28 protein-coding genes and 1 pseudogene are annotated in these 21,259 nt (G+C 58.5%); 17 read left to right on the top strand and 12 right to left on the bottom strand.

Annotated features, from left to right (window positions below; genetic code table 11):
* From F759_RS0101215 to F759_RS41940, 3 genes are all read left to right on the top strand, one after another.
* Entirely contained in the window at positions 1–903 is a 903-nt protein-coding gene (locus tag F759_RS0101215) for a hypothetical protein (RefSeq protein ID WP_027798239.1), read from the top strand.
* Positions 900–1,718, top strand: coding sequence for a gp53-like domain-containing protein (locus F759_RS0101210; protein ID WP_027798238.1), 819 nt, complete (start codon positions 900–902; stop codon positions 1,716–1,718). The genes F759_RS0101215 and F759_RS0101210 overlap by 4 nt, the downstream gene beginning before the upstream one ends.
* A gap of 273 nt (positions 1,719–1,991) precedes the next feature.
* The gene (locus F759_RS41940; protein WP_152530560.1) at positions 1,992–4,016 is read left to right on the top strand and encodes a hypothetical protein; all 2,025 of its coding nucleotides are present in this window, start codon (positions 1,992–1,994) and stop codon (positions 4,014–4,016) included.
* A gap of 83 nt (positions 4,017–4,099) precedes the next feature.
* Here F759_RS41940 and F759_RS0101190 read toward each other — a convergent pair whose 3' ends face one another.
* From F759_RS0101190 to F759_RS0101170, 4 genes are all read right to left on the bottom strand, one after another.
* Positions 4,100–4,321 carry a hypothetical protein gene (locus tag F759_RS0101190; RefSeq protein WP_027798234.1) on the bottom strand — a complete coding sequence of 74 codons (222 nt, stop codon included), beginning with the start codon at positions 4,319–4,321 and terminating at the stop codon, positions 4,100–4,102.
* A 41-nt stretch (positions 4,322–4,362) separates the two neighbouring features.
* Positions 4,363–5,394: a glycosyltransferase family 2 protein gene (locus F759_RS0101185; RefSeq protein WP_036023305.1), complete on the bottom strand. Its 1,032-nt coding sequence runs from the start codon at positions 5,392–5,394 to the stop codon at positions 4,363–4,365.
* 61 nt (positions 5,395–5,455) lie between these two features.
* On the bottom strand, positions 5,456–6,046 hold the full coding sequence (locus F759_RS37030; protein ID WP_244438765.1) for an SGNH/GDSL hydrolase family protein: 591 nt from the start codon (positions 6,044–6,046) through the stop codon (positions 5,456–5,458).
* Positions 6,047–6,273: 227 nt separating this feature from the next.
* Positions 6,274–6,570: a hypothetical protein gene (locus F759_RS0101170; RefSeq protein ID WP_036023303.1), complete on the bottom strand. Its 297-nt coding sequence runs from the start codon at positions 6,568–6,570 to the stop codon at positions 6,274–6,276.
* Between the two features lie 191 nt (positions 6,571–6,761).
* Here F759_RS0101170 and F759_RS0101165 point away from each other — a divergent pair, with 191 nt between their 5' ends.
* From F759_RS0101165 to F759_RS0101120, 9 genes are all read left to right on the top strand, one after another.
* Positions 6,762–7,091, top strand: a complete 330-nt coding sequence (locus F759_RS0101165; protein WP_152530559.1) for a hypothetical protein — start codon at positions 6,762–6,764, stop codon at positions 7,089–7,091.
* On the top strand, positions 7,088–7,552 hold the full coding sequence (locus tag F759_RS0101160) for a glycoside hydrolase family 73 protein (RefSeq protein WP_027798230.1): 465 nt from the start codon (positions 7,088–7,090) through the stop codon (positions 7,550–7,552). The genes F759_RS0101165 and F759_RS0101160 overlap by 4 nt, the downstream gene beginning before the upstream one ends.
* Positions 7,553–7,622: 70 nt before the next feature.
* Positions 7,623–9,215 carry a beta strand repeat-containing protein gene (locus tag F759_RS41935; protein ID WP_152530558.1) on the top strand — a complete coding sequence of 531 codons (1,593 nt, stop codon included), beginning with the start codon at positions 7,623–7,625 and terminating at the stop codon, positions 9,213–9,215.
* Between the two features lie 34 nt (positions 9,216–9,249).
* Positions 9,250–9,585 (top strand): phage fiber-tail adaptor protein, encoded by a 336-nt coding sequence (locus F759_RS0101150; RefSeq protein WP_027798228.1) that lies wholly within the window; start codon positions 9,250–9,252, stop codon positions 9,583–9,585.
* A 60-nt stretch (positions 9,586–9,645) separates the two neighbouring features.
* Entirely contained in the window at positions 9,646–10,059 is a 414-nt protein-coding gene (locus F759_RS0101145) for a hypothetical protein (protein ID WP_027798227.1), read from the top strand.
* Positions 10,060–10,061: 2 nt separating this feature from the next.
* Positions 10,062–10,568 carry a hypothetical protein gene (locus tag F759_RS0101140; RefSeq protein ID WP_027798226.1) on the top strand — a complete coding sequence of 169 codons (507 nt, stop codon included), beginning with the start codon at positions 10,062–10,064 and terminating at the stop codon, positions 10,566–10,568.
* Entirely contained in the window at positions 10,565–10,774 is a 210-nt protein-coding gene (locus tag F759_RS0101135; protein WP_027798225.1) for a hypothetical protein, read from the top strand. Before F759_RS0101140 ends, F759_RS0101135 begins: the two co-directional genes overlap by 4 nt.
* A gap of 315 nt (positions 10,775–11,089) precedes the next feature.
* The gene (locus F759_RS0101125; RefSeq protein ID WP_027798223.1) at positions 11,090–11,542 is read left to right on the top strand and encodes a hypothetical protein; all 453 of its coding nucleotides are present in this window, start codon (positions 11,090–11,092) and stop codon (positions 11,540–11,542) included.
* On the top strand, positions 11,539–11,928 hold the full coding sequence (locus tag F759_RS0101120; protein WP_027798222.1) for a DUF1353 domain-containing protein: 390 nt from the start codon (positions 11,539–11,541) through the stop codon (positions 11,926–11,928). The genes F759_RS0101125 and F759_RS0101120 overlap by 4 nt, the downstream gene beginning before the upstream one ends.
* A 184-nt stretch (positions 11,929–12,112) precedes the next feature.
* Here F759_RS0101120 and F759_RS0101115 read toward each other — a convergent pair whose 3' ends face one another.
* The 6 genes from F759_RS0101115 to F759_RS0101090 form a co-directional block, all read right to left on the bottom strand.
* The gene (locus F759_RS0101115; RefSeq protein WP_152530557.1) at positions 12,113–12,481 is read right to left on the bottom strand and encodes a hypothetical protein; all 369 of its coding nucleotides are present in this window, start codon (positions 12,479–12,481) and stop codon (positions 12,113–12,115) included.
* A gap of 34 nt (positions 12,482–12,515) precedes the next feature.
* Complete coding sequence (locus tag F759_RS37025) at positions 12,516–12,809, bottom strand: hypothetical protein (RefSeq protein WP_051377030.1); 294 nt, start codon at positions 12,807–12,809, stop codon at positions 12,516–12,518.
* Between the two features lie 336 nt (positions 12,810–13,145).
* A complete protein-coding gene (locus F759_RS37015; protein ID WP_244438764.1) occupies positions 13,146–13,775 on the bottom strand; it encodes an ATP-dependent DNA ligase in 630 nt (209 codons plus the stop codon).
* Positions 13,772–14,002, bottom strand: a complete 231-nt coding sequence (locus F759_RS37010) for a hypothetical protein (protein WP_036023297.1) — start codon at positions 14,000–14,002, stop codon at positions 13,772–13,774. Before F759_RS37010 ends, F759_RS37015 begins: the two co-directional genes overlap by 4 nt.
* 61 nt (positions 14,003–14,063) lie before the next feature.
* Positions 14,064–14,261 (bottom strand): hypothetical protein, encoded by a 198-nt coding sequence (locus F759_RS0101095; protein WP_027798220.1) that lies wholly within the window; start codon positions 14,259–14,261, stop codon positions 14,064–14,066.
* 1 nt (position 14,262) lies between these two features.
* Complete coding sequence (locus tag F759_RS0101090) at positions 14,263–14,574, bottom strand: hypothetical protein (RefSeq protein ID WP_152530556.1); 312 nt, start codon at positions 14,572–14,574, stop codon at positions 14,263–14,265.
* Positions 14,575–14,659: 85 nt separating this feature from the next.
* Here F759_RS0101090 and F759_RS0101085 point away from each other — a divergent pair, with 85 nt between their 5' ends.
* The 4 genes and pseudogenes from F759_RS0101085 to F759_RS0101070 all read left to right on the top strand — a co-directional run bounded on the left by F759_RS0101085 (position 14,660) and on the right by F759_RS0101070 (position 17,779).
* A complete protein-coding gene (locus tag F759_RS0101085) occupies positions 14,660–15,337 on the top strand; it encodes an SOS response-associated peptidase (RefSeq protein WP_027798218.1) in 678 nt (225 codons plus the stop codon).
* A gap of 175 nt (positions 15,338–15,512) precedes the next feature.
* Positions 15,513–16,352: pseudogene (locus tag F759_RS37005) on the top strand (fatty acid desaturase); the annotation flags it as partial.
* Positions 16,353–16,481: 129 nt separating this feature from the next.
* On the top strand, positions 16,482–17,126 hold the full coding sequence (locus F759_RS0101075) for a TetR/AcrR family transcriptional regulator (RefSeq protein WP_027798217.1): 645 nt from the start codon (positions 16,482–16,484) through the stop codon (positions 17,124–17,126).
* Positions 17,127–17,383: 257 nt separating this feature from the next.
* Positions 17,384–17,779, top strand: a complete 396-nt coding sequence (locus F759_RS0101070; RefSeq protein ID WP_027798216.1) for a VOC family protein — start codon at positions 17,384–17,386, stop codon at positions 17,777–17,779.
* Between the two features lie 34 nt (positions 17,780–17,813).
* Here F759_RS0101070 and F759_RS0101065 read toward each other — a convergent pair whose 3' ends face one another.
* Positions 17,814–18,506, bottom strand: coding sequence for an SDR family NAD(P)-dependent oxidoreductase (locus F759_RS0101065; protein WP_027798215.1), 693 nt, complete (start codon positions 18,504–18,506; stop codon positions 17,814–17,816).
* Positions 18,507–18,678: 172 nt separating this feature from the next.
* On the opposite strand from F759_RS0101065, the gene F759_RS0101060 reads away from it, so the two are divergent.
* Complete coding sequence (locus tag F759_RS0101060; RefSeq protein WP_027798214.1) at positions 18,679–19,608, top strand: LysR family transcriptional regulator; 930 nt, start codon at positions 18,679–18,681, stop codon at positions 19,606–19,608.
* A 200-nt stretch (positions 19,609–19,808) separates the two neighbouring features.
* Here the strand turns inward: F759_RS0101060 and F759_RS0101055 are convergent, their stop codons facing one another.
* On the bottom strand, positions 19,809–21,224 hold the full coding sequence (locus F759_RS0101055) for an MFS transporter (RefSeq protein ID WP_027798213.1): 1,416 nt from the start codon (positions 21,222–21,224) through the stop codon (positions 19,809–19,811).
* Positions 21,225–21,259: the final 35 nt, after the last annotated feature.

Genomic DNA, 21,259 nt, shown 5'->3' with positions numbered 1-21,259 from the left:
ATGCAAATAGAGTCATTCAGCACGGCTCCGCTCCAGCAGATCATACCGAGTTATCTATACGCGCAGTACAGCGATGATGAGGACCTTCAGGCATTTGTAGCGACATACAACTCTCTGTCGCAAGGGTATCTGGACTGGTTCAACAACACCCCGCTAGGGCTCTACACGTCGCCCAATATATCGGGTCCGCTGCTGGACTGGATTGGTCAGGGAATCTATAACATTCCCCGCCCCGTTCTTTCTACGCAAACAAGCTTCACCCGAGCCGGGTACAACGAGTTTCCGTACAACGAATTAGAGCCGTATAACGGTCTCGCCCATTCGACATCGGGCACTGCTCAGATCGCATCGGACGACATTTATAAACGGATGATGACATGGAATCTGTACCGCGGTGACGGGCAGATGTTCACCATAGGATGGCTGAAGAACCGCGTTAACCGCTTTCTAAATGGCGCAGGCGGGACTGATTACACCGTCCAGGAGAATCCTCCGTCGATCACGGTATCGGGAAACACGTTCACCATCGCATCATTCGATAACACAGTGTTCTCCGCGCTTCAGGAATTGCTGAATGCGCGTCTGATTGCTTTCCCATTCCAGTACGACGTCGCCTTCAACAGCGTTGGATTTTTCAATGATGGCGGCGTGCTATGGATGACAGCCCCACTGAACTATCCGACCGATCCTGGCGGCCTGTCTGCGGGTGACGTCTGGTACAACGGCGGCACTGTCGCGGTCGTGCCGGGAGGGTCTGGAGTCGGGGCACCCGTGTACTTCGGAGTTGTCACCGCAGCAGGCCTGCTTGCACTCGGCGGCGGTGGATTGCCCACGTCAGACCCGAACAATACAAACCAGCTTTGGAATAACTCCGGGCTAATTTCCATTTCGGCAGGCCCATGACTATTTTCATTTTTGCCAACAACATCAATACGACGTTGGCGGGGGCGGTATCGAATAGCGCAGGTACTATCACATTATCCAGCACGCAAAACCTGCCGGCATCGATTCCTGCCGGCAAGGCGCTAGTTCTCACGCTGAACGATGCTGCCACGCGAGGGAATTACGAGATTGTCTATGCTACGGCCATTTCTGGCGCGACGCTGACTGTATTGCGCGGACAGGACGGAACATCGCCGCTCGCGTGGTTGACCGGAGACTTCGCATTCAGCCCGCCTACCGCAGGCCAACAAATGTCTTTTGGTCAACTTGCGGATAACAACACATGGTCTGGAAATAACACTTTCAGCAATCCGGTTGCAGTTGGAAACGCCGCTTCTTCTGGGCAGGCGATCACGCTTGGACAGGCCGATGCAACGTTTGCATTGCTGGCCGGCATGGCGACGCAGCAATTCGACGTGGCACCTCCTACCGAAGCCACAAATGCGGTGAATCTCGGTCAGTTCGTCGCCTCACTCGGCGGCACCGGATATTTCGAGATTCCCGTCATCATCGCCGGCACGAAGCGGAATCTGGTTGTCCAGTATGGCACGGCGGCACTTGTTTCATCCGGGATCGGTAATACGTCCAGCACGTTCAACTTGCCAATACCGTTTCCCAATTCGCATTTATGGGACATAGCCAGCTTTGGCGGGATTTCTCCTCCGATTCAGGGAACGCCTTCCGCCACGCCTTCCGGTCTATCACAGGTCCAGTTGTCCCTCTATACGCAATCGTCCGGCACGTTCGCGCTGGTGTATCTCGCCATTGGATTCTGACATGCACGTATATGGTTTACCGCAACCGATTAATGGTGATGAACTTGTCACGATTTACCAGATGCAAAACGGTCAACTAGCCCAGTGCTCGATGCCACTTTCTCATCTGGCGTCAATCTTGAGTTCGACTGCCTGGGCGGCGGGATTACCTACCACTCAGCCAGGTTCGACGGGAGTCGTCTGGAACAACAGTGGTGTTGTTTCAATCTCCTGACATTCAAACCAGATCAATATAAGCCGCCTCCGGGCGGTTTTTTATTTGTGCGCTCATAAATGAAAAAGCTCATCACCGCGCTTTCGGCAGCATTGCTGGCATTTCCGGCGCTGGCGCAGACATACCCGTCGCCGACGTTTAATTCATTGACGCTGCAAAACCCACTTGCGCCGGAAAATGGCGGTACGGGCGCGTCTACGTCTACGGGGACTGGCTCTGTGGTGTTGTCCAATTCGCCTGCACTGACTACGCCAACGATTGCCTCACCGACGTTCACCGGCAGTTTTACCGCAACCGGCCTCGTCACGATTTCGTCTCTGGCGGCGCAGGCGGCGAATAGCGTTATTGCAAACGCAACGGGGTCTAGCGCATCGCCCACTGCTTTCGCAATGCCGTCCTGCTCGACATCTACGAGCGCGCTGCAATGGACAAGCGGAACGGGATTTACCTGCTACACGAATTCGGCATCTCTGACCGGCGCTACATTTACTGGCGCTATTTCGGCGCAGGGCGTTACGACCACAACCTTCGCTGCTTCGACCTCGGCCACTGCGCCCACGCCGAGCGCTGGCGACAACTCCACGAAAGTGGCAACTACTGCTTTCCTGGCATCGAAGGGCTTCGCGTATCAGCAGTCGAACATCATTGCAATTTCGGCCAATACGACGCTGACAACCTCCCAATTGGGTGGTACGGCGCAGTTTCAGGCTAATGCGGCCATTGCCACGCTTCCCGCGCTGTCCAGCGTGTCCTTTGGTGCCACCATGACTTTCATGGGGGGCGTTACGGGCGGGACTATCAAAGGCAATGCCGCCGAAGTCATCATCAATGCTGCCAGTGGATCAGCCAATACCTTATATGTTCCCCCGGGAAGGACTATCACCGTTGTCTCAAACGGATCAGGGAACGGGTGGTACGTCACCTCAACGGGAAAGGGCGTTGTTCCTAGCGATTGCGAGAATGTTGCCGAATTCGGCGGTGACAATACGGGCGTTCGCGACAATTCGACGGCTGCGGCCGCGGCTATTGCGGCGTCTCCGACCAGTAAAGCCTGCATCTACTTTGGTCCGGGGCTGTGGAAATTCACTAGCCAGTTTTCATACACGTTTCCGTCGTCGGCAGGCTCCATCAGCATTCTGGGAGCCGGTGCTGATTCTACTGAATTGCAGTTCGCGTCAGGAGTTAACGGCATTGCCCTATCGCTGCAAGGTTCGTCGTCGTCCTCCGGAACTGCCACGGCCTTCCATATCCGTGACCTTGCCCTGACTACGACGGGGGCTGGTGCTGTAGGCGCTGCCATTGTTGCATCACAGGTTACGGGAACGATCCCCAACCCTGCTTCTACAGCACTATCTGATATCACGAATGTCACGATTCGCGGATCGGATGGTTACTTTCAGGCAAACTATTGGGCCAACGGGATCGTACTGAATCAGGTTTCCAATGTGAACTTCCGGGGGATGAACATCATCGGAAGCACTGCTCAGTTGGGAACGGGAGTAACGATCAACAGTACGAGCACCGCACCCGGCGTGCAGTACAACTTCGCCGAGAGCAATTTCTACTCTATGGCGAACGGCCTGATTCTGGGCACGTACACGCAAGGGGTAACGGTCAATCAGTGCAACTTCACCGCGCAAAGTTATTCGGGTATTTATGTCCCGACCGGTGAGACTGGGATGGACCAGCTGACTATTTCCAATAGCCAGTTTGCATCCCTGGTTGGTGTCCGCATCCTGTCGCAGTACCAGAATCTAATGGTGTCGCACAATCTCTTCATCCTATTCAACACGGCTGGAAATGTCGGGATTTACAACAGCGCTGCCGTGTTGTTCTCGTACATCGGGAATACGTTTCAGAATGTCAACGCTCCGACGCAGGGTAGTGCACAGGGCATATATGTCAACAACACCTCGGGCGTGGGCGGCGTGATTACCGGAAACGTGTTCCGATATATGGCTCCGGCGATTTATCTGGATACTAACGCCTCCGGTGTGAACGTTCAGTCGAATGCTTACTTCAACAACAACACGAACGTCAGCAATAATGGCACCGGCAACACGGTTGGTGGTGGTTCGCAGTAAATCAGACGACGAGTCTACAGACGACAGGCAGCCCGGCTCGTTAGGACGAAGGCCGCGATCGGAATATCGCCAATACCTTCCCGTCACAGGTTAGCGGACGATTCGATGGGATACCCGGCGTCCGGCGCGGCCCTCTCATGCGATCGTTTCAGGTTGAGGGCGTTCCAGACTGCGCCTGAGATGGAATCGCTGCTATTGGCATCCCCGCAACTAATCATTCCGACTGCATTTGCGTGGTACATCCCTGCGCTGTGACGAATCGTCACGGTTCCCAGTTCTTTCACCATTTCGTCTAAGGTCAGCATCTTGGTTTTCCTTTCTTCTTGATGTGTGGTCGTACCGCGTGTCAGGCAACGAATCTTCCAACCAGGGGCAGCCCCGTCATTTTTCGGGCCACCAGAAGCAGTCCACGCGGGCACGAAGAAAGAGCCCACGCCATCAAGCGGATGCGTTTTTTGTAACGACGGTCTATGCTCGAACTTGCCGAGACGATTTCCGAATACTCGACCAGAATTTGTACAAGCTCGTCCTGATTTGGCGATGACGTTTTAACAGCCTTTGCAGCTTCCCTCACAAATTCGTGGCCGAAGCGCGGTACAAGACAATCGCGAAAGAAATAAACCTTCGTAAAATAATCATCCGGGAATGACGCGACGAGCTTCTTGAAATACCGCCATCGGCTGCGAGACATCTTGACAGACCATGACGTTGACCCGGTGTGCTGGCACCAAGCCGTCACCGGCTTGTCGAGGAAGTGATTCGTGAAGCCTGCGCGGAACATCCGTAGGAATAAATCGTCGTCCTCGTACCCCATGAACTGCTCATCGAAGCCGCCCACCGCATCAAAAGCTGTACGCCGTATCAGAGCGGCGGACGGAAGGATGAATAGATCGCGGCGCAGCAAATCTGCAATATGCCCTTGCTTGGGGTGCATCCCGGGCTGCTGACGCAGCATATTGGAATGCATGATGTTGCCAGGGCCATCTGCGGCGCATAGATCGGCATAAACGAATCCGAGTCGGGAGTCTGACTCAGGGATCGCGTCGACCAGGTCGCGGATGTGATCCGGGAAATAGTAATCATCCTGGTCAAGAAGGGAAATGAAGTCCGATGTAGAGGCGGCGACGCCAACATTGCGCGCCGACCCCTGGCCGCCGTTTTCCTTGTCGATAATGCTAAATGGATACTGCTCAGCCAGCCTGCCGAGGGCTGAACGCTCCTCAGGCTTCGATCCATCGTTGACGATGATGAATTCGTTCGGCTGGACAGTTTGCTCCATCACACTCTTGATCGCGCGTTCGACCCAATCTGCTCCGTTGTAGAACGGGATGATTACCGCTACAGTCGGCCGATTCTTTCGTTCTGATATCTGGCTCATGATTATTCCTCGGACGGATCGCGCGGATTCTACCGCAATTTGCGGAGCGGTCAGAAATGACCTAATGAACTAGCGGCGCAATGACTGCCAGTTCCTGTTGAGCTTTGGCGGCAAGCAGCGTTGCATCGGGATACAAGCAACTCGTCATGTGAGCCTGCCAGCCGACAATGCCTTGGATATGCGAAAACTGATGAATGACGGGGACGCTGAGTCTTCTTCCGACGTCGTTCATCGCATCGACGTAACTGGCAAGCTGCGGATGATTGCCATCGCAAACAGGTCCGCTTTCTTCCAGAACTGGCGTCAATCCGGCTGCCCTTGCATCTTCGACCCACTGCGTGAGATAGCCGGAATATTGGTCAACCGTTTCTCCGCCTAGTGCGTCGTTCAGCATGTGCTCCTGAATGACGATGCCGGCTCCGGACGCGATCATGCGCTGCGGCTCTCCTGCTCCGCCGCCATCCATCCCGTCCATTTCGTTTTGCAGGCTGCTCGAGGTGCCGCCAGTCGCATTGTTCGAGACTGTGATGCCGGTGTCGTTGAACTGCGACTGAAGCGCCGATTGCAGATTGGCTTGTTCGGTCGGCGTGACGAGTGACGGCATGCCGTATGGCGTGATCGCGATCCCTGCGACCTCGTCATCACCGAACACGGCGATTTTCAGGACCGGCGTCGATGCAGGCTCAGGAGCAGACGCTGAGACCGGAGCGGATGCCGCTGGCTCCGATGCTGTGGCTGGCGCAACGGGCGTTGATGCGGCCACTGGCGCCGATGCATCCGAAGCTACAGACGCTGGCACGATGACCGCAGGACCGACCGCTTTCGCTACAGCCTGTTCGGGTGGCTTCTCGCTACCGCCGCAAGCCGCTAGGCAAGCAGTCAGGGCTGCGACGAGTCCTCTTCTCCAGTGGTCTCCGATAGATCCACCGACGCGCCGACTTTGCGCATGCGATCCAAGACGCGCTCGATGTCTTCTGGGGGGAGCTCCAGTCGAGCTATCGCGAAGAAGAGCATGTGCATGCCCATGTCCCGCTTGTTGCTCGCGTCCGTCGACAGATACCGACGCCACTGGCGTCCGCTGGCAAGCCCGAACAACTCGGCCATTTCGCCGCTGCTCTTGCCCAGGTCGTTCTTCAGCCTTTCCAGGTCTTCTGGGATGGGCGGCTTGTAATTCATTGGCGGTTCCAGAGGCGCACAAGTGCGCACGAAGAGATTTCTTCATTTGAGGTCGTTCCTTTCGGAGTAGCGAACCACACGAAATGCGCGGCTCAGTGATGCGGATTATGGTACCCATCGGGTACGCTGTCAACAACAATTTCACACGACCTACGCCCTCCCTCGGAGGGCTTTTTATTTCCGGGATTCGAATGGACTACACCGCCGTTGTTGAAGTCGGGTGCGCAGGATTTGCTGCAGTTAGCGGTGTCTTTGGATGGTTGTGGCAGCGCTCCGAATCCGCGCGCGACAAGACGATTAAGGATCAGGGGGACGCGATCAAGTCTGTCACGGACGCTCTGAGCGCCTACAAGCTCCACGTCGCAGAGCACTACGTCACGCAGACCGAATTGACGAAGGCCGTAGGCAGCCTTGAGAAGTCCATCGAACGTCTGATTGAGGCGGTCAACCAGAACTCGAAGGAAACCCGCGAAGGCTTCGCGGAGATCCACCGGCGCATCGACACGAAGGCCGACAAATGACTCCATCCGACTTCATCGCCGCAATCTCTCCTGCCGCCAAGGCATCCGCGAAGGCCACGAAGATTCCAGCTAGTTTCTCAATCGCCCAGGGCGCGCTCGAGTCCGGATGGGGCACTTCTGCACTGTCGAAGCAAGCCTTCAACCTGTTTGGTGTAAAGGCAGATCCATCGTGGCACGGCGACATTCTGACGATGGACACCCGTGAATTCCTGAAAGGCCAGTGGATCACTGTGCCTGCCAAGTGGCGCAAGTATCCGGGCTGGCAGGCATGCATTGATGACCATGCAGCATTCTTGATGGACAACCCGCGCTACCGGCCCGCTTTCGCCTATACGAGCGGTTCAACGTTCGCGCTGGCAGTGGCTGCCGCAGGCTATGCAACCGATCCGCAGTACGGGCAGAAGATCGTCTCGATCATCAAGGCGCATGGGTTGAGTGCTCTGGACATGGCTACAGCCTGATATTTGCGAACCGAATATTCTCCGTTTATTCGCGTCGCAAATATTTCAACGAACCGCCTAAGAGACGCGCATGGGTAGCCTTTCAGGTTCGACAACCGTTCTCGCCGGCACCGAGACTTTCAATCTTTCGTCGCCGGCACAAACGGACTGGATCGAGTTTCATTCGTCGACCACGCCCAACCGGAAGAGTGGCGGCGGGTCCACCATCGGCCTGCCGACCCTGCTTGGCTCGGGTGTGTCGATGGGCACATTCAGCTTTGGTGTCGGCTATACGTGGACGGGTGGTACGCCTCAGGCGACCGGAACCGCCGTAACAGAGGGTATTGCTGAGCAGGCCACGACGCCGGCTGTCGGACAGGGCTTCCAGTTCACGCTGCCGGCCGATACGACATCGCGCACGGTCACGATCTATTGGGGTGGCAATAGTTGCGCATCGCAACTCGTCGCGACGCTCTCAGACGGTAGCGCGAGCGCAGTCACACATACGCCAACAGCGGCGGGGGCCGGGAATCCGCAATATCTCAGCACAACGCTAACGTACTCGGCGAACTCCGCGAGCCAGACACTCACCGTTGCATGCACGGTTAAGACGCTGCAGAGCGGCGGCAATACGTGGATCGGTGCCGCTAAGTATTTGGCAAGTGCGTCTGCGATCACGGGTTCTGGTGCCTCGACGCAAGGCGCTAATACCTCGTCAACGGCGGCCTCAGTCAAGGCCTCTGGATCGGTCGCGAGCACGCAGTTGGTCAACACATCGGCCGCGGCAGGCGCGGCGTCCGTTTCCGGCTCGGCATCAGACCCACAGAACCCGAACACTGATTCTGGCGCAGGATCGGTTTCGATCGCAGGCTCTGCATCCAGCATGCAGGCCGGCAATGCAACCTTGGCAGCCGGAGCAATCAGCACTAACGGTTCGGCAGCATCGAGCCAGAAAGGCAGCAGCTCGACGGCAGTCGGAGCAACCTCTATTAACGGCGCTGGCGTTTCGTCGCAAGGGGCGAATGCCTCCGCAGGCGTGGCCAGCATCGCAACGAGCGGCACTGCGGCATCAAGCCAGCCGGCTAATACCTCAACAGCATCAGGCACCGCCTCGATTTCCGGAAGTTGTAGCGATACGCAGCAAACCAACGCGAGCGCGGCCATCGGTGGCTTAGCCATCATCGGGACGTCATCAAGCAACCAGACGGCTAACGCATCAAGCGCAGCGGCCACGATTGGCAGCGTGATTGGTGGATCGGGCGCGAGTATTCAGATTGGTAGCATCTCCACTGCTTCCGGAGCGGTCTCGGTGTCCGGATTGGCCGGCGCAACGCAGGCACAAAACACTGCGGTCGGGGCGGGCGCAGTCAGCGTTACGGGGTCCGCCACTGACACTCAGAGCCCTGGCGCATCTGCTGGTTCAGGAGGCATCCTGGCGCCAGTTAGCGGTACAGCAGCAAGCGCGCAACAGCCGGACATTAGTAACGCAAGCGGCCATGTTGGCGCCATCATCACTGCCCCGCCGCTGTCGTTTTCGGTCTATGCCGACAATCTCACGGTACGCATCACCTCCGAAAGTCGCATCCGCCCGATCCATGCAGAGCGTCGCACGGTCAGCACGTCCTCTGAAAAACGCATCGCTTCCCTCGCCGCTGAAAGGCGAATCATAAAAATCGCAGCCTGATCCCCGCGTGCGGTTTTACCTTGGAGCGCCTTCGATGGCTTCCGCTTCAGTCGCTGTTCTTACGAAAGACCCGAATGCCGTCCTGGATTTTGGCCTAGACCTCTCTCCCGTCGCAACGCAACTCGCATCGCCTTGGCTTGCGCCCGGTGAGCAGGTCGTGGAACTCACCGTCACGGCGGATAGCGGCCTGACAGTCAATAGCTCGAGCATTGCCATGAATGCGAGTGGCGTGACCGGCGCGCTTCTCATTGCATGGCTTGCAGGAGGAGTAGCGGGCACGACTTACAACGTCCGCTTCCAGTTCACAACCAACTCTACCCCGTCTCGCACCGACTGCCGATCTTTGCAGATCCAGTGCGCTACGCGCTAACCATCTTTCGCTCATTACCCAGACCCGCCGCTTGGCGGGTTTTTCATTTCTGGAGCAGGAATGGCATCGAATCTTAAATACAGCTCGGCGCTCAAGACCGCAATGCAGGCCGCTATTTCAACGCAGGCCGGCGCCTCCGCTGTCCTCACGCTGTACAGCGGCACACAACCCGCATCGCCCGACACGGCCATCACGTCGCAAGTCGCGCTCTCTACCCACACGTGCGCCGCAACGTTCGGTTCGGCTGCAAGTGGCGTCCTCACTGTTGGCGCGATCGCTAATGGCACCGGCACAGCGGGCGCAGGCGCAGGCACCGCCGCGACCTGGTATCGCCTGACCACGTCTGGCGGCACCGCTCTCATCGACGGCAGCATAGGCACGTCGGGCGCTGACCTGAATCTGACCGGCACGACGAGTATCGCGACGGGCCAGACCGTGAGCATCACGAGCTGGACACTAACGAACGGGAACTGAGTATGAGCGTTCAAGGCACTCACGAGCTCAAAGACACCCTAGCCGCCGACTACTTCGTTCCCGGCCATGAAGCGCGCACTACGACCGCCCTTTTCGAACACACGCGCAAGCTGCTAATCGAGCGTGAGGGCGGCCGGTGCTTCATCACCAACATGACCGCCGAAGAACTCGGTGCGCCGCTGCAAGCACATCACCATCCAGTCGAACGCTGCTTCGCGACCGCATGGGATTGGCCACGCTTCGCTGACGACTGCAAGGCCGGCAGATGGGGGCCTCATGCACAGGCATTCGACTGGGGTTCGTTTTTGAATGCCAAGCCGTTCGACCCATATCGCTTCGTCGACGACATGACCGTCAATGGCATGTTGCTCGGCGCGGGCCCGCACATCGGAAAAGACCAGGGGCTGCACAGGTTGCCATTCCCTGTGTGGCTGTTCACCAAGTATGCAGTCGAGGGCTACGTCTTTAGCCCCACCGAAACCATCCACCACGACCCGGAGCATCTGTGAATTCTTCCACGCCTCTCAACACTGCAACTGCCGTTGGCGCCGGCGCAGTCGTCGCCCCTGTCGTCTCGTATATCGCGAGCCTCTTCCATGCAACGTTGCCGGCCGACGTGCAAAGCGCAGTCGTCGTTCTCGTCGTAGCTGGCGCCCATTGGGTGAGCAAGGTCGTCGCAGCACGCTCGGCCGCCAAGCAATCGCCTGCGGCATGAAAGCCTTAGCCGCAGCGCTGCTCTGCCTGCTCAGTGGCTGTGCTGGGACTGCCGTGTATGACGTCCATCCGTATGTAGACGCCGCGTCAGGACAGGTTCTCTGCTGCGAGGCCCGCGTTCTCTCTCGGCGTGACGTTGGCAACGTAACTGTCCACGTTTCGAAGGTCGGCAACGACTACGTCATCGACTTCTCGGAGTCCGCAGTTGTTGCGACCGCTCCGATCGCTGCTGAAGGTGCCACGGCCTCCGCTGTTGCTGGCGCTGTAAGTCAAACGGCCATTTCGGCTGCTCAAATCCTCAAGTAAGGACGTCACCATGCTTCGCAAACTAGCCGTTGTCCTGGCAGGCGCAGTCGCGCTTACCCTTTCCGCTTGCGCCGGCGCACCTCAACTCACGTTCGCTCAGCAAGTCAGCATCGCTTGCGGCGCGGCCAATGGTGAGATCGCTATTCTCAAAGGCGATGGCGTTTTCACAGGTGGCGCCCAAAAGACGCTGACCGATACCGTTCAGCCCGCAGTCGACAAAGTTTGCTCTGCCGGCGCCTCGGTTACGAAACCTGACCTCCAGTCGATCGTCAATGCGACGCTGCCGCTCGTCAAGTCGCTGGTGGATTCGTCGTCGCTGTCGCCTGACAAGATCAATGCTGCCGACGCCGCGATTGATACTGGCGTGCTGGCGTTCAACATCGCGATCAGTCTTGCGCCGGCTGTCACGGCTACTGCTTCGGTCGCCGCATCAACTCCGCTTGCTGGTGCGCCGCTGCAATGAGCGCCTTCCTGTCCGAGCTTCAAGTTGAGCTCGTCAGCGATGCGACGAACAGCGGGCGAGGCACGTGGCGGCTTATCGCTCCGCTGATCTATCGCTCCGATGTGGCGGACAAGACGCTCACGGTGCCGATGGGATTCGAAACCGACTTCGCCTCAGTACCGCGGACGCCGGTCGCTTTCCTGCTGACGGCTGATAGCGCTCACGAGGCATCTGCCCTGCATGACTGGCTCTATTCCGAGCACGCGGTCCCGCGTGACATCGCGGATGCGGTCTTGCGTGAGGCATCGCTTGTAACTGGTGTTCCGCCCTGGCGTGCGGCTCTGATGTATTGGGGCGTCCGCGCGTTCGGCTGGTCGCATTGGGGCTCGAAACCGATCTCGGCGTAACAGCCCAAAAGTTGTATACGGCCGTTACAGGCCGATTTCTGTACCCGGCGGCGCTCACGGGGGCGACCGCCACGCCCCTCTTTTAGACCGCGGCATCGATACGGATTTTGCTCGGATTGAGAAGTTGGCCGCGGTCCCGATGAAGGCCTAGGCATAGCCACTGTTCATTCGGTCCTGCCGATGCCTACAACTCAAATGCCTCATTGATGATGGCTGGAATACTGACGTAACCCACAGCGCGGCTGGCGTAGAACCTATGAAAGCCATTCGTCACGCGGTATCTGAAGCCAGAGGCATTGGGTAACAGTTCGAGTGTCACCGGCGGCAGCGCGCACTCCGGTGATATGAACGCCAACAGGACTGGCACCAACTTATACTTCCGGAACGCTTCGATGCCCGGGTTGCGCCGGGGCGGTTGGATGTCTTCAATGTCCACCACTTCGACCTTCGCGGCGCCAGACCAAGGATAGTAGTTGGTCGACGGGTGCCACGAATCAATTTCACAGAAGGTCAGCCAATCTGGGGGAATAACATAGTCTTCCACAATTGTCACAGGTCTTTCTCCCGCGCCCATAAGCGCACATCAATCAGCCCGCCTCAAACGGCGGCGCATCCTTCAACCACTCCAGAATCTCCGGTCGCACCGAGAATTTCGGCTCCTTCTCCCATTCCACCAACTCATCCGCCCACTGCTCGAACTCGCGATCCGTGAAATCGAACTCTTCTTCGACGCGCCCGCAGCCTTCATCCCGCAAAAACGCGTACACAACCTTGTGCCCGTCCCAATAGGCGATTGCGAAGTCCGTGATGTCGGCGGAAGTGCCTAGTGGCATGTGTTGCAGTTGCTCAGTCAGTCGCTGGTGTAGCTCGTCGTGCGTCATGCCTTCCTCCCGGCTGTGAGCGCCACTCAATTGCCCGTAGACTGCGGCGCGTCTTTGTAAATCCACGCATAGGGATCAAGGGGTGCAACCTTCAAAGGATCACTGTAGCCGACGTGAATGCTGATCGGCCTTTCGCATTCTGGACACATCATCACCTCAACGCATCCGCAGGTATCGCACTCATCGTAGCCTAGCTGCCAAGCTGTGAATGGCGACCATGTTTTACATGCCGGACATTTAACCTGATCTGCCTCGGTTGGGTGCTCCGTGAATTCGAACCATTTTGCTTCTTCCGGCGTCATCCCCTTCTCCCCGCCTGCTCACGCAGCGCGTCAGTTACTTCCTTCCCCACCCCAAAGCCGCAGGCCGTCCGTAATTCTGATCCTTTATCTTCAACCAATCTCTGGACCGGCCGCGCTGATACGCTGAGTCCATCCGCTTCGCGATCATCCCTTCCAAGCCTAACTCTTGGACGTGCTCGAATACCAGCCGTCCCTCTTCTTCGATACCGCTCGCGTAAATCAGTGTGCCGGTATTATCGAAGGAGTCTCGCAGGTATAGCTTCCGCTCAGTGAGTGGCAATTCCCGCAGATCAGCGCTGCCGATCGACAGCGCATCGAAGATATACAGCCGGGCCGGATCAGCTTTCGCCGCGGCTCTGACATTCTTCGGCGTCTTCGTGACAGCCCGCTGCCGGAGCCTGTCAAAGTCCGATCGCCCCGTGTCGTCGTCGACGGTCAGCTCTGCATCCCAAACGAAGTCGCCCGGCACTTCGGAGACCGCCGCAACCACGTCAGGGAACGATCCATTGAACAGGTTCCCGTTTCGGCTCCAAAGCTTCACGTCCTCGCCGGCCTTGACGATCAAACACCTGAATCCATCGTACTTGAGCTCGAACAGCCAGTCGGGATCGGAGAACGGTCGACCGTGAAGTGTGGCGAGCATTAGGTCGGACGCGTCAATCATTCATCGTCAGCCCATCTCACCGGCGCCAGCATCGGCTTCGTCGCGTCGATCCCTGCGGTCTTCAGCGCTGCCTCAATCTGCCGGATCTGAGGAATGAAATCCAGTGTCCAGGTCTCACCCTCGCTAGTCACTTCCATGCTGTTGTGAACGACAAGGGTGTGCAGCGCGACGAGCAACGCCTGAACCAAGGGCGGCTGCTCGAACGGGTCAAAAGTGGGTTCTTCCATGATAGGCCTCCTGCCGGACGTCGAGCATCCATCATGCCCATCATTGAGCGGCAGACGGCTATTACCTCGTCATATCTAGCGCCTCGTAGCAGCGCATCGCGGCTTCCAGATCACCGTCGCCCATCCAGAACTGACCGTCGTTCGACTTGATGCCACCAGCGGTCACCGTCCCGACGCAGGCTATCGACTTGTGCCCGAGTTCGGCGTCCACAATTGTTCCGACGACAATTCCGAGCGCCCTTAAATCGTCCAGGCTCATATCAACTCTTCCGGCCATTTTTCCTCCACTCGTCCAGCCTGTACATGTGCTGATCAATGCGCTTCTGTTGCCTCGGCGTCGGCCGATCGGTAATGCACGGCTCGGCGTCGAGCTCACGCTCGAAGCACTCCCACACTGTTCCCGCCACGTAAGCGCTGCCGCCGCTGCCGATCATCTTCCGGATCTGGTCGGCCCGCATGATCGTGGCGCGCAGCCGATGAATCTCGAATAACAGGCGTCGTACCGTTTCCGTAGGCTCGCGATCGTAAATTTCGGCAAGCTGGTTGGCGGTTAGGGGCGGCAGGTGTCGCATGGCAAAGTACTGTATATATGTACAGTATAGCCAGGTTCTCGCGCTTTGCATCTGGCACTATCATGGGAGGTTTTCAGGAGACTCTATGTGCACAAACTACGAGCCAGCCCAAAGCGATCTGTTCGAAGCCTTCACGGACTTTCCTGTCCCGAACTTTGACTATCGACGCGAGACCTACAAGGACTACGTTGCGCCGATCCTGAGACTCAAGGAAGGCGAGAAGCGCACGGACCCGGCCACATTCGGACTGGTGCCGCGCAAGCACATACCGCCAGGAGTGAAGGTGTTCGACACGATGAACGCGCGCTCCGAGTCAATCGGTGAGAAGCGGAGCTTTAGCGGCGCATGGAAGAAGCTGCAACTCTGCCTGATCCCCTGCCAGTCGTTTTTCGAACCGAACTATGAGACGGGCAAGCCCGTGCGCTGGCGCATCGGAGTGAAGGATCGGCCGGCGCTTGCGATCGCAGGGCTGTGGCGTGCATGGGAAGACCCAGAAGGCGTGTCGCTGTCGTTCACGATGCTGACGGTCAACGCTGAAGACCATCCGCTCATGAGGCGATTTCATCGGCCCGGCGCTGAGAAGCGCTCAGTGGTGATACTGCGGCCGGAGGAATACGACGATTGGCTAGGGTCACGATCGACCAACGAGGCGCGGTCGTTTCTGAACCTGTATCCGGCTGACGAGATGAGGGCCGAGGCGTATCCGTTGCCGCCGCGGAAGCCTAAGGTCGACGACTCTATGACGGGCTCGCTGATCGATTGACGATGCGCGTTCTCAGATGGCGGCCCGGTCCATCCTTTCCCGGCGATCACCCTGTTTAAAACCACTACGTAAGTGATTGATTTCATTGGGTCTGGTCTGCAGCTTTTTGCAGGTATTTTCGAGGCTCGTTAATAGCCTAAGTGCATGATTCGTTTGATAATATTCGCCACTGCGTCACATACCGTTGCAGCACGAGCTGCTGCACGGGCATCCCACGCGCTCGCCGCACTTGAATGCACTGCTTGGATTTGCGCCACTAGCCGTGTGGTTTCCGTATCGCATCTATCGCGACTCGCATCTCCTGCATCACGACGATACGCATCTGACGAAACCCGGGCGCGATCCGGAAAGCTACTTCGTCCACAGCCATGTATGGGAACGCGCCGGTTGGGCGATGCGCGCGTTGCTCACATGGCGCAACACATTTGCCGGCCGCCTGCTGGTCGGACCCGCGTTCGCCATCGCGGCAACGGGCGTCGATGCGCTGCGAAAGATAAAACTCGGAGATTGGCGCGATGTACCCGCGTGGCTCGCACATCTGATCGCGTTGGCGGCGCTCACCGCGTGGCTGCGATACGTGTGCTCCATTCCGGCGTGGGTATTTATCGTCGGCGTGGGGTATGGGTCGATGTCGCTTGGCTCGATTCGCTCATTCCGCGAGCACCGCGCCGCGCATGATTGCGAGCATCGTACGGTTGTCAACGAGGCAGCCGCGCTCTGGCGTCTCCTCTATTTGAATAACAATTTTCATCTCGTTCATCATGACTTGCCGCATGTGCCGTGGTTCGCGCTGAAGGCGGTTTATGAGGCGTCGCGCGCGCAGTACATCGAGCGATCCGGCGGCTTTCTCGTCGCCGGTTATGGCGAATGGCTGACGCGCTACGCGTTCACGCCGGCTGAGAATCCGGTGCATGATGGATCGCGCCGCTTCGAGCCTGCATCCACGACAAACGCGGCTTACGTAAGCAACGCGCTCTTCGTCGATGCATCGTGCGAAGAATTCAAAGGCCGCTAACGGTTAGCTTGCGCGCTAGCCTCGATTGGCGCCGACGGCCGCGCCCGCTTTGTTGGGTCGTTTGAAAGCCCGTCTCCGAGCACACGGTAAAATCCGAGTCATCACTCGTTTTTTATCAGGTCTCGCATCGTGAAGACAAACAGGCGCCAGTCATTGAAGCCACGCAAGGTGCCGCAGCAATCGCGCGCCCAACAAACCGTCGCCACGATTCTCGAAGCGGCGGCCCTTGTTCTCGAATCCAGAGGGTCGGACGGCCTGAACACCAATCTGGTCGCGCAGCGCGCCGGTGTCAGTGTCGGCACGCTGTATCAGTACTTCCCCAACAAGGACGCGCTTATCGTTGCGCTCAGCAAACGCGAGTTGGCCGTATTCTTTGCAGAAGCCGAAGGCGCGTTGAACGAACCCACGGGTCAAACGGCACTGAAGCACCTGATCGTCGTCTCAGTCCGCCAGCAACTGCGGCGTCCCGCGCTCGCCCGCGTGCTCGACTTCGAAGAAAACCGTCCTGCCATTGCGAGGGAACTGGCGAAATCGAAAGCAGCCTTTCGCGAGGTGATCCAGCAGATTCTGGCGCGTGACGATATCCCGCCGCAGCCCGACATAGAGATCACCACCGATGATCTCGTTGCAATCATTCGTGCAATCGTAGACGGCGCGGGAGAGCGTGGAGAATCCGACCGCGCAGGTCTGCAAAGACGCGTCGAGCGGGCATTGTCTGGCTACCTCGGGATCGTGGATCAGCAGCCTCAAAAGTCGCGAATCCGCAGCAAATAGGCAAGCTGCGGAATGCGAGCAGGCGTTCAGATCGTCAGCGCACTATCGCGATCAAATGCCCGTCGTTTATGGATCTGGTCGTCGTAAAGACACGCTCTGCAATGCGAGTTTTAAAACTGAGCGATCGCTCGCAAAATAGGTTCCGTGGAAACAGCATGGCTGACCCATGCAGGATGCCGGTCCGATGTCAGCCTCGATATCAGCCAATCGGGCGTCATCCCTCCACGACACCTTTAACGTTTTCTGCGAGCGCCATCATGAATCTTCACAAAGAAGCGAAGCTGAACCACCTGAGCTTCCCCACTACCGACGTAGCCGAGACCGCTGTCTTTTTCGAAAAATACCTGGGCTGCGAAGTCGTCGTCGCTGGCGAGCACCGTCTGCTCAAGCGCAACGGATTCGACATTGTTCTGGAGCACGTCACAGAAGAAACGCCCGTATGGCCGAAAAATTTTCACTTCGGTTTCGAGGTCGCCAGTGTGGACGACCTCCACACGCTGCATGACGAATTCATGAAGGGCGGCGTGCAGATGGAAACGGGCGTCTTCAACAACACGCGCGGATCGCGGTTCTTTTGTCGTGCGCCGGGCGGCCTGCTGATCGAAGTGAACACGCGCGCGGACATGCAGGAGCAATGGCGCAAGCTGTTTTAGCCTGCGTACGATGCTCGTGATGACCCGCTGCCTTTCACCACGGCACGACACGCCCGAGATAATCCAGGTAATGCAGCCCTGAGCGGCCCTCGTAGGCCTCTATCGTATCGACCAGCTTCGGGATGCTTTCTTCGATACTCAAACGGGCTTCGGGGCCGCCCATGTCCGTGCGCACCCAGCCCGGCGCCATCAGCAGCAAGGTTCGGGGATCGTCGGCGTGACGTGCTGCGAAGCTGCGCATGAACATGTTCAGCGCGGCTTTGCTGCCCCGATAAACCTCGTAACTCCCGTTGACGTTGTTTGCGACGCTGCCCTGGCCCGATGACATTGCGCCAATGGTCCCGCTCGCTGGCACGAGATCCTGAAACGCCTCGATCACTCTCATTGGACTCAGCGCGTTGGTCACCATGACGCGCACGAACTCGTCGGTCGAGACATCGGCTATCGTTTCGCGATCGTCGTTCTTGACGCCAGCGTTCACGAAGAGCATGTCCAGGCGTCGGCCTGCCAGGCGAGCGCGCAGATCCGCGACTTGCCCGGCAAGCGTTATGTCCAGCGTCTCGGCTTCGAGCGCTCCATCGAGCCTACGAAGCCGGTCCATCGAGTTGGGGCGGCCGGTGGCGATCACGCGCCAGCCGCGCTTCAGGTATTCCTCGGTCATCGCCAGTCCAAGACCACGCGACGCCCCGACGAGAAGGACGGTTTTCTGCGGATGTGCGGTTTGCATCGGAGCTTTTCTCCCCTGAATGACGCGTGTCCGGACAGGTACGAACGAAGTGCGTCGTTAGCGAATCGATTCAGACAATATATCGACGCCCGAGAGATGGCGGAAGACGCAACGGCCGCACTCATAACATGCACGGAACGCCTTATCTGGCCAGCTGATGTTACGATCGGGCATGCCCCAACCCGACCTTAATCTGCTGATTGCGCTGGAGGCGCTTCTGGCCGATAGAAGCGTTGCAGGCGCGGCTCGCCGCTTAGGCCTGAGTGCGTCTGCAATGAGCCGGACTCTTGCCCGGCTTCGCGTTGAGACCGGCGATCCGTTGCTTGTTCGTGCGGGTCGCCAGATGGTATTGACGCCGTACGCCGAAGCAATGCGCGAACGCACCCGGAATGCGCTTCATGAGGCGCGTGCCGTTCTTCGTCCGTCGAAAACCGAAGCCGATCTTTCGACGCTCCGGCAGACACTTACCATTCGCGCCAACGACGGCTTCGTGGAAGCCTTCGGCGCGTCGCTGATTGCGGCGGCAACGGAAGTTGCGCCTCATGTACGCTTGCGCTTCGCACCCAAAGCCGAGAAGAGCGCGACGCAACTCAGAGACGGTTCGGCCGACCTGGAAATTGGCGTGTTGGGTGAGATGGGCCCGGAAGTGCGCGTGCAGGCGCTTTTCCGCGATCGTTTCATGGGCGTAGTCAGGAAAGGCCATCCGCTCGAACTGGACGGAGGAATAACCGCCGAACGATACGTCGCTTTCGGCCACGTGGTGGCTTCACGGCGAGCGCGTGCAAGCGGACCGGTCGACGACGCGCTGGCACTCGTCGGACTCGAACGAACCATCGTCGCGGTGGTCCCGGGTTTTCCCGCCGCGCTCGCCGTGGCTCGAACATCCGATCTCATCGCGCTGGTGCCGGCCTCGTTCGTGAACGCCCAGACAGCGCACCGCGCACTTGCCGCATACGACGACATCTACGCGTTCGAACTACCTGTCGCGACGGAGAAAATCACCGTATCGCAGATGTGGCACCCTCGTCTTGAGGTCGACCCGGTTCATCGTTGGTTGAGGCAACTCGTGTTATCGGTTTGTCGCAGGCAGGTGCCGCTGTGAATCGCGCAATGCGGCACCTGGACGCTCATTTCAAAGCGGCTGAGGTCCTGGCGAGCCGCGCCAGCGAGCGCACGGGCAGAGCGGGAAACAACGCGAAGCCACGGCTCACACAAAAGAACTGCGGTATGCGGTCCGTGAATAACGATCACGGCCGCTTTCGCGCCAACCGTTGCTCGGCCAGCGCACGAAACGCCCCATTTTCATGGTGCAATCTCTTCGAGACTTCGTTCGCGCGTCTCGGTCATCTTCAATGCGCAGATCGCGCCGACCACCGCAACCACGGCGAACATCACGAAGACCGAGCCAATCCCCTTCTTGTGCAGAAGCAATCCGGCAAGCGAAGGACCGACTGCGGAAGCAAGCCGCAACCACGATGTCGCTAGCCCCGTGCTAGTCGCACGCATCCTGGTGGGATAGACCTCGGGCGTGTACAGGTACAGCACCGCGGCAATTGAACCGATCAGTCCATAACTCAGCGTGCCGAGCACCATTGCGCTCCACACGTCGTGCGCCGCAAAGAGGCCGAGGCACGCAAACAGGACTGCGGCCAGGCAGAAAGCGGACACCGTCCAGTTACGGCGGCCGACCCGATCGATCACATACGCGCAGACAAGCAGCAGCGCGACCTGCGCGACGTTAGTCATCGACGCAGCGCGCAGCGCGGTTTGCAGCGGCAGGTGATAAACCGAGCGATACAGCGTCGGCAGCCAGTTGTTCAGACTGTTCGCAATGAAAAACGCAGTGGCCCACAGCACCCACACGACGAGCGTGCGGCCGCGATAGAACGGCGAAAGCAGTTCGCGCCAGCCCGCGCGCGCATTCACCACGCCCTTGTTGGGCTGCTGGTGTCGGCCGGGTTCGATGCGGCGGTCCGTGCTCGCTTCCATATCCCGGACCACGATTTCCGCTTCGCTAAAGCGCCCCTTCGAGATCAGCCAGCGCGGCGATTCCGGCAGACGCGCGATAAGCAGCGTAATCAAAAGGCCAGGCACCGCGCCGATCCAGAACATGATCTTCCAGCCGATGACGGGCACGAGCCAGGCGCCGATCTGTCCGGTCGCCATCAAACCGACCGGGAAGATCAGTTCGTACAGCAGAAAATATTTGCCGCGACCATGTGCGTTGGAAAGCTCGCTGATATAGGTCGCCGCGACCGGCATCTCGCCGCCGACGCCAATTCCCTGAATGAATCGGCACACGAGCAGCATCGCGAAACTGCCGCTTAGCGCGCAACCCATGCTCATCACCGACATGATCGCGATGGCGATGGTCGCGCTGCGAATCCGCCCGCGCCGCTCCGCGTACCAGCCAAACGTGAGCGCCCCGATGAACTGTCCCACATAGCTCGCGCCGATCAGCACGCCGATCTCTAGCGGCTCGATATGCCACAAGCCGATCAGCACCGGAAGCACGAACGCGATGGACAGCGCGTCGAATGCGTCGAAAAACGTCGCACTGCCGACGATGATCCGCGCCTTCGTATGCCAGCGCGAAAACGGCACGCTCTCTATCCGGCGAATGAGCGCCGCGCTTGCAGCATCCACTGCCGCGTCGATGGCTGCCGTTTGCGTTTCCTCGCGTCTTACCGCGCCCTGCAGCGCATTGCCTTCGTGCATCGTCGTCTCCTGTTGCGAGTGCGCTGTGCGGCGTT

It is taken from the genome of Paraburkholderia dilworthii (assembly GCF_000472525.1).
Lineage (GTDB): Bacteria > Pseudomonadota > Gammaproteobacteria > Burkholderiales > Burkholderiaceae > Paraburkholderia > Paraburkholderia dilworthii.
This window is presented reverse-complemented; position numbering and strand designations above follow the sequence as displayed.

What these genes read in the sequence shown, in the direction of transcription:
- F759_RS37025 (WP_051377030.1), bottom strand. Translation starts at nt 12,809, where the DNA reads ATGACGCACGACGAGCTACACCAGCGACTGACTGAGCAACTGCAACAC.
- F759_RS0101145 (WP_027798227.1), top strand. Translation starts at nt 9,646, where the DNA reads ATGGCATCGAATCTTAAATACAGCTCGGCGCTCAAGACCGCAATGCAG.
- F759_RS0101210 (WP_027798238.1), top strand. Translation starts at nt 900, where the DNA reads ATGACTATTTTCATTTTTGCCAACAACATCAATACGACGTTGGCGGGG.
- F759_RS41935 (WP_152530558.1), top strand. Translation starts at nt 7,623, where the DNA reads ATGGGTAGCCTTTCAGGTTCGACAACCGTTCTCGCCGGCACCGAGACT.
- F759_RS0101125 (WP_027798223.1), top strand. Translation starts at nt 11,090, where the DNA reads ATGCTTCGCAAACTAGCCGTTGTCCTGGCAGGCGCAGTCGCGCTTACC.
- F759_RS0101060 (WP_027798214.1), top strand. Translation starts at nt 18,679, where the DNA reads ATGCCCCAACCCGACCTTAATCTGCTGATTGCGCTGGAGGCGCTTCTG.
- F759_RS0101140 (WP_027798226.1), top strand. Translation starts at nt 10,062, where the DNA reads ATGAGCGTTCAAGGCACTCACGAGCTCAAAGACACCCTAGCCGCCGAC.
- F759_RS0101170 (WP_036023303.1), bottom strand. Translation starts at nt 6,570, where the DNA reads ATGAATTACAAGCCGCCCATCCCAGAAGACCTGGAAAGGCTGAAGAAC.
- F759_RS0101070 (WP_027798216.1), top strand. Translation starts at nt 17,384, where the DNA reads ATGAATCTTCACAAAGAAGCGAAGCTGAACCACCTGAGCTTCCCCACT.
- F759_RS0101165 (WP_152530559.1), top strand. Translation starts at nt 6,762, where the DNA reads ATGGACTACACCGCCGTTGTTGAAGTCGGGTGCGCAGGATTTGCTGCA.
- F759_RS37010 (WP_036023297.1), bottom strand. Translation starts at nt 14,002, where the DNA reads ATGGAAGAACCCACTTTTGACCCGTTCGAGCAGCCGCCCTTGGTTCAG.
- F759_RS0101090 (WP_152530556.1), bottom strand. Translation starts at nt 14,574, where the DNA reads ATGCGACACCTGCCGCCCCTAACCGCCAACCAGCTTGCCGAAATTTAC.
- F759_RS0101095 (WP_027798220.1), bottom strand. Translation starts at nt 14,261, where the DNA reads ATGAGCCTGGACGATTTAAGGGCGCTCGGAATTGTCGTCGGAACAATT.
- F759_RS0101215 (WP_027798239.1), top strand. Translation starts at nt 1, where the DNA reads ATGCAAATAGAGTCATTCAGCACGGCTCCGCTCCAGCAGATCATACCG.
- F759_RS41940 (WP_152530560.1), top strand. Translation starts at nt 1,992, where the DNA reads ATGAAAAAGCTCATCACCGCGCTTTCGGCAGCATTGCTGGCATTTCCG.
- F759_RS37015 (WP_244438764.1), bottom strand. Translation starts at nt 13,775, where the DNA reads ATGATTGACGCGTCCGACCTAATGCTCGCCACACTTCACGGTCGACCG.
- F759_RS0101085 (WP_027798218.1), top strand. Translation starts at nt 14,660, where the DNA reads ATGTGCACAAACTACGAGCCAGCCCAAAGCGATCTGTTCGAAGCCTTC.
- F759_RS0101190 (WP_027798234.1), bottom strand. Translation starts at nt 4,321, where the DNA reads ATGCTGACCTTAGACGAAATGGTGAAAGAACTGGGAACCGTGACGATT.
- F759_RS0101160 (WP_027798230.1), top strand. Translation starts at nt 7,088, where the DNA reads ATGACTCCATCCGACTTCATCGCCGCAATCTCTCCTGCCGCCAAGGCA.
- F759_RS0101055 (WP_027798213.1), bottom strand. Translation starts at nt 21,224, where the DNA reads ATGCACGAAGGCAATGCGCTGCAGGGCGCGGTAAGACGCGAGGAAACG.
- F759_RS0101120 (WP_027798222.1), top strand. Translation starts at nt 11,539, where the DNA reads ATGAGCGCCTTCCTGTCCGAGCTTCAAGTTGAGCTCGTCAGCGATGCG.
- F759_RS0101150 (WP_027798228.1), top strand. Translation starts at nt 9,250, where the DNA reads ATGGCTTCCGCTTCAGTCGCTGTTCTTACGAAAGACCCGAATGCCGTC.
- F759_RS0101065 (WP_027798215.1), bottom strand. Translation starts at nt 18,506, where the DNA reads ATGCAAACCGCACATCCGCAGAAAACCGTCCTTCTCGTCGGGGCGTCG.
- F759_RS0101185 (WP_036023305.1), bottom strand. Translation starts at nt 5,394, where the DNA reads ATGAGCCAGATATCAGAACGAAAGAATCGGCCGACTGTAGCGGTAATC.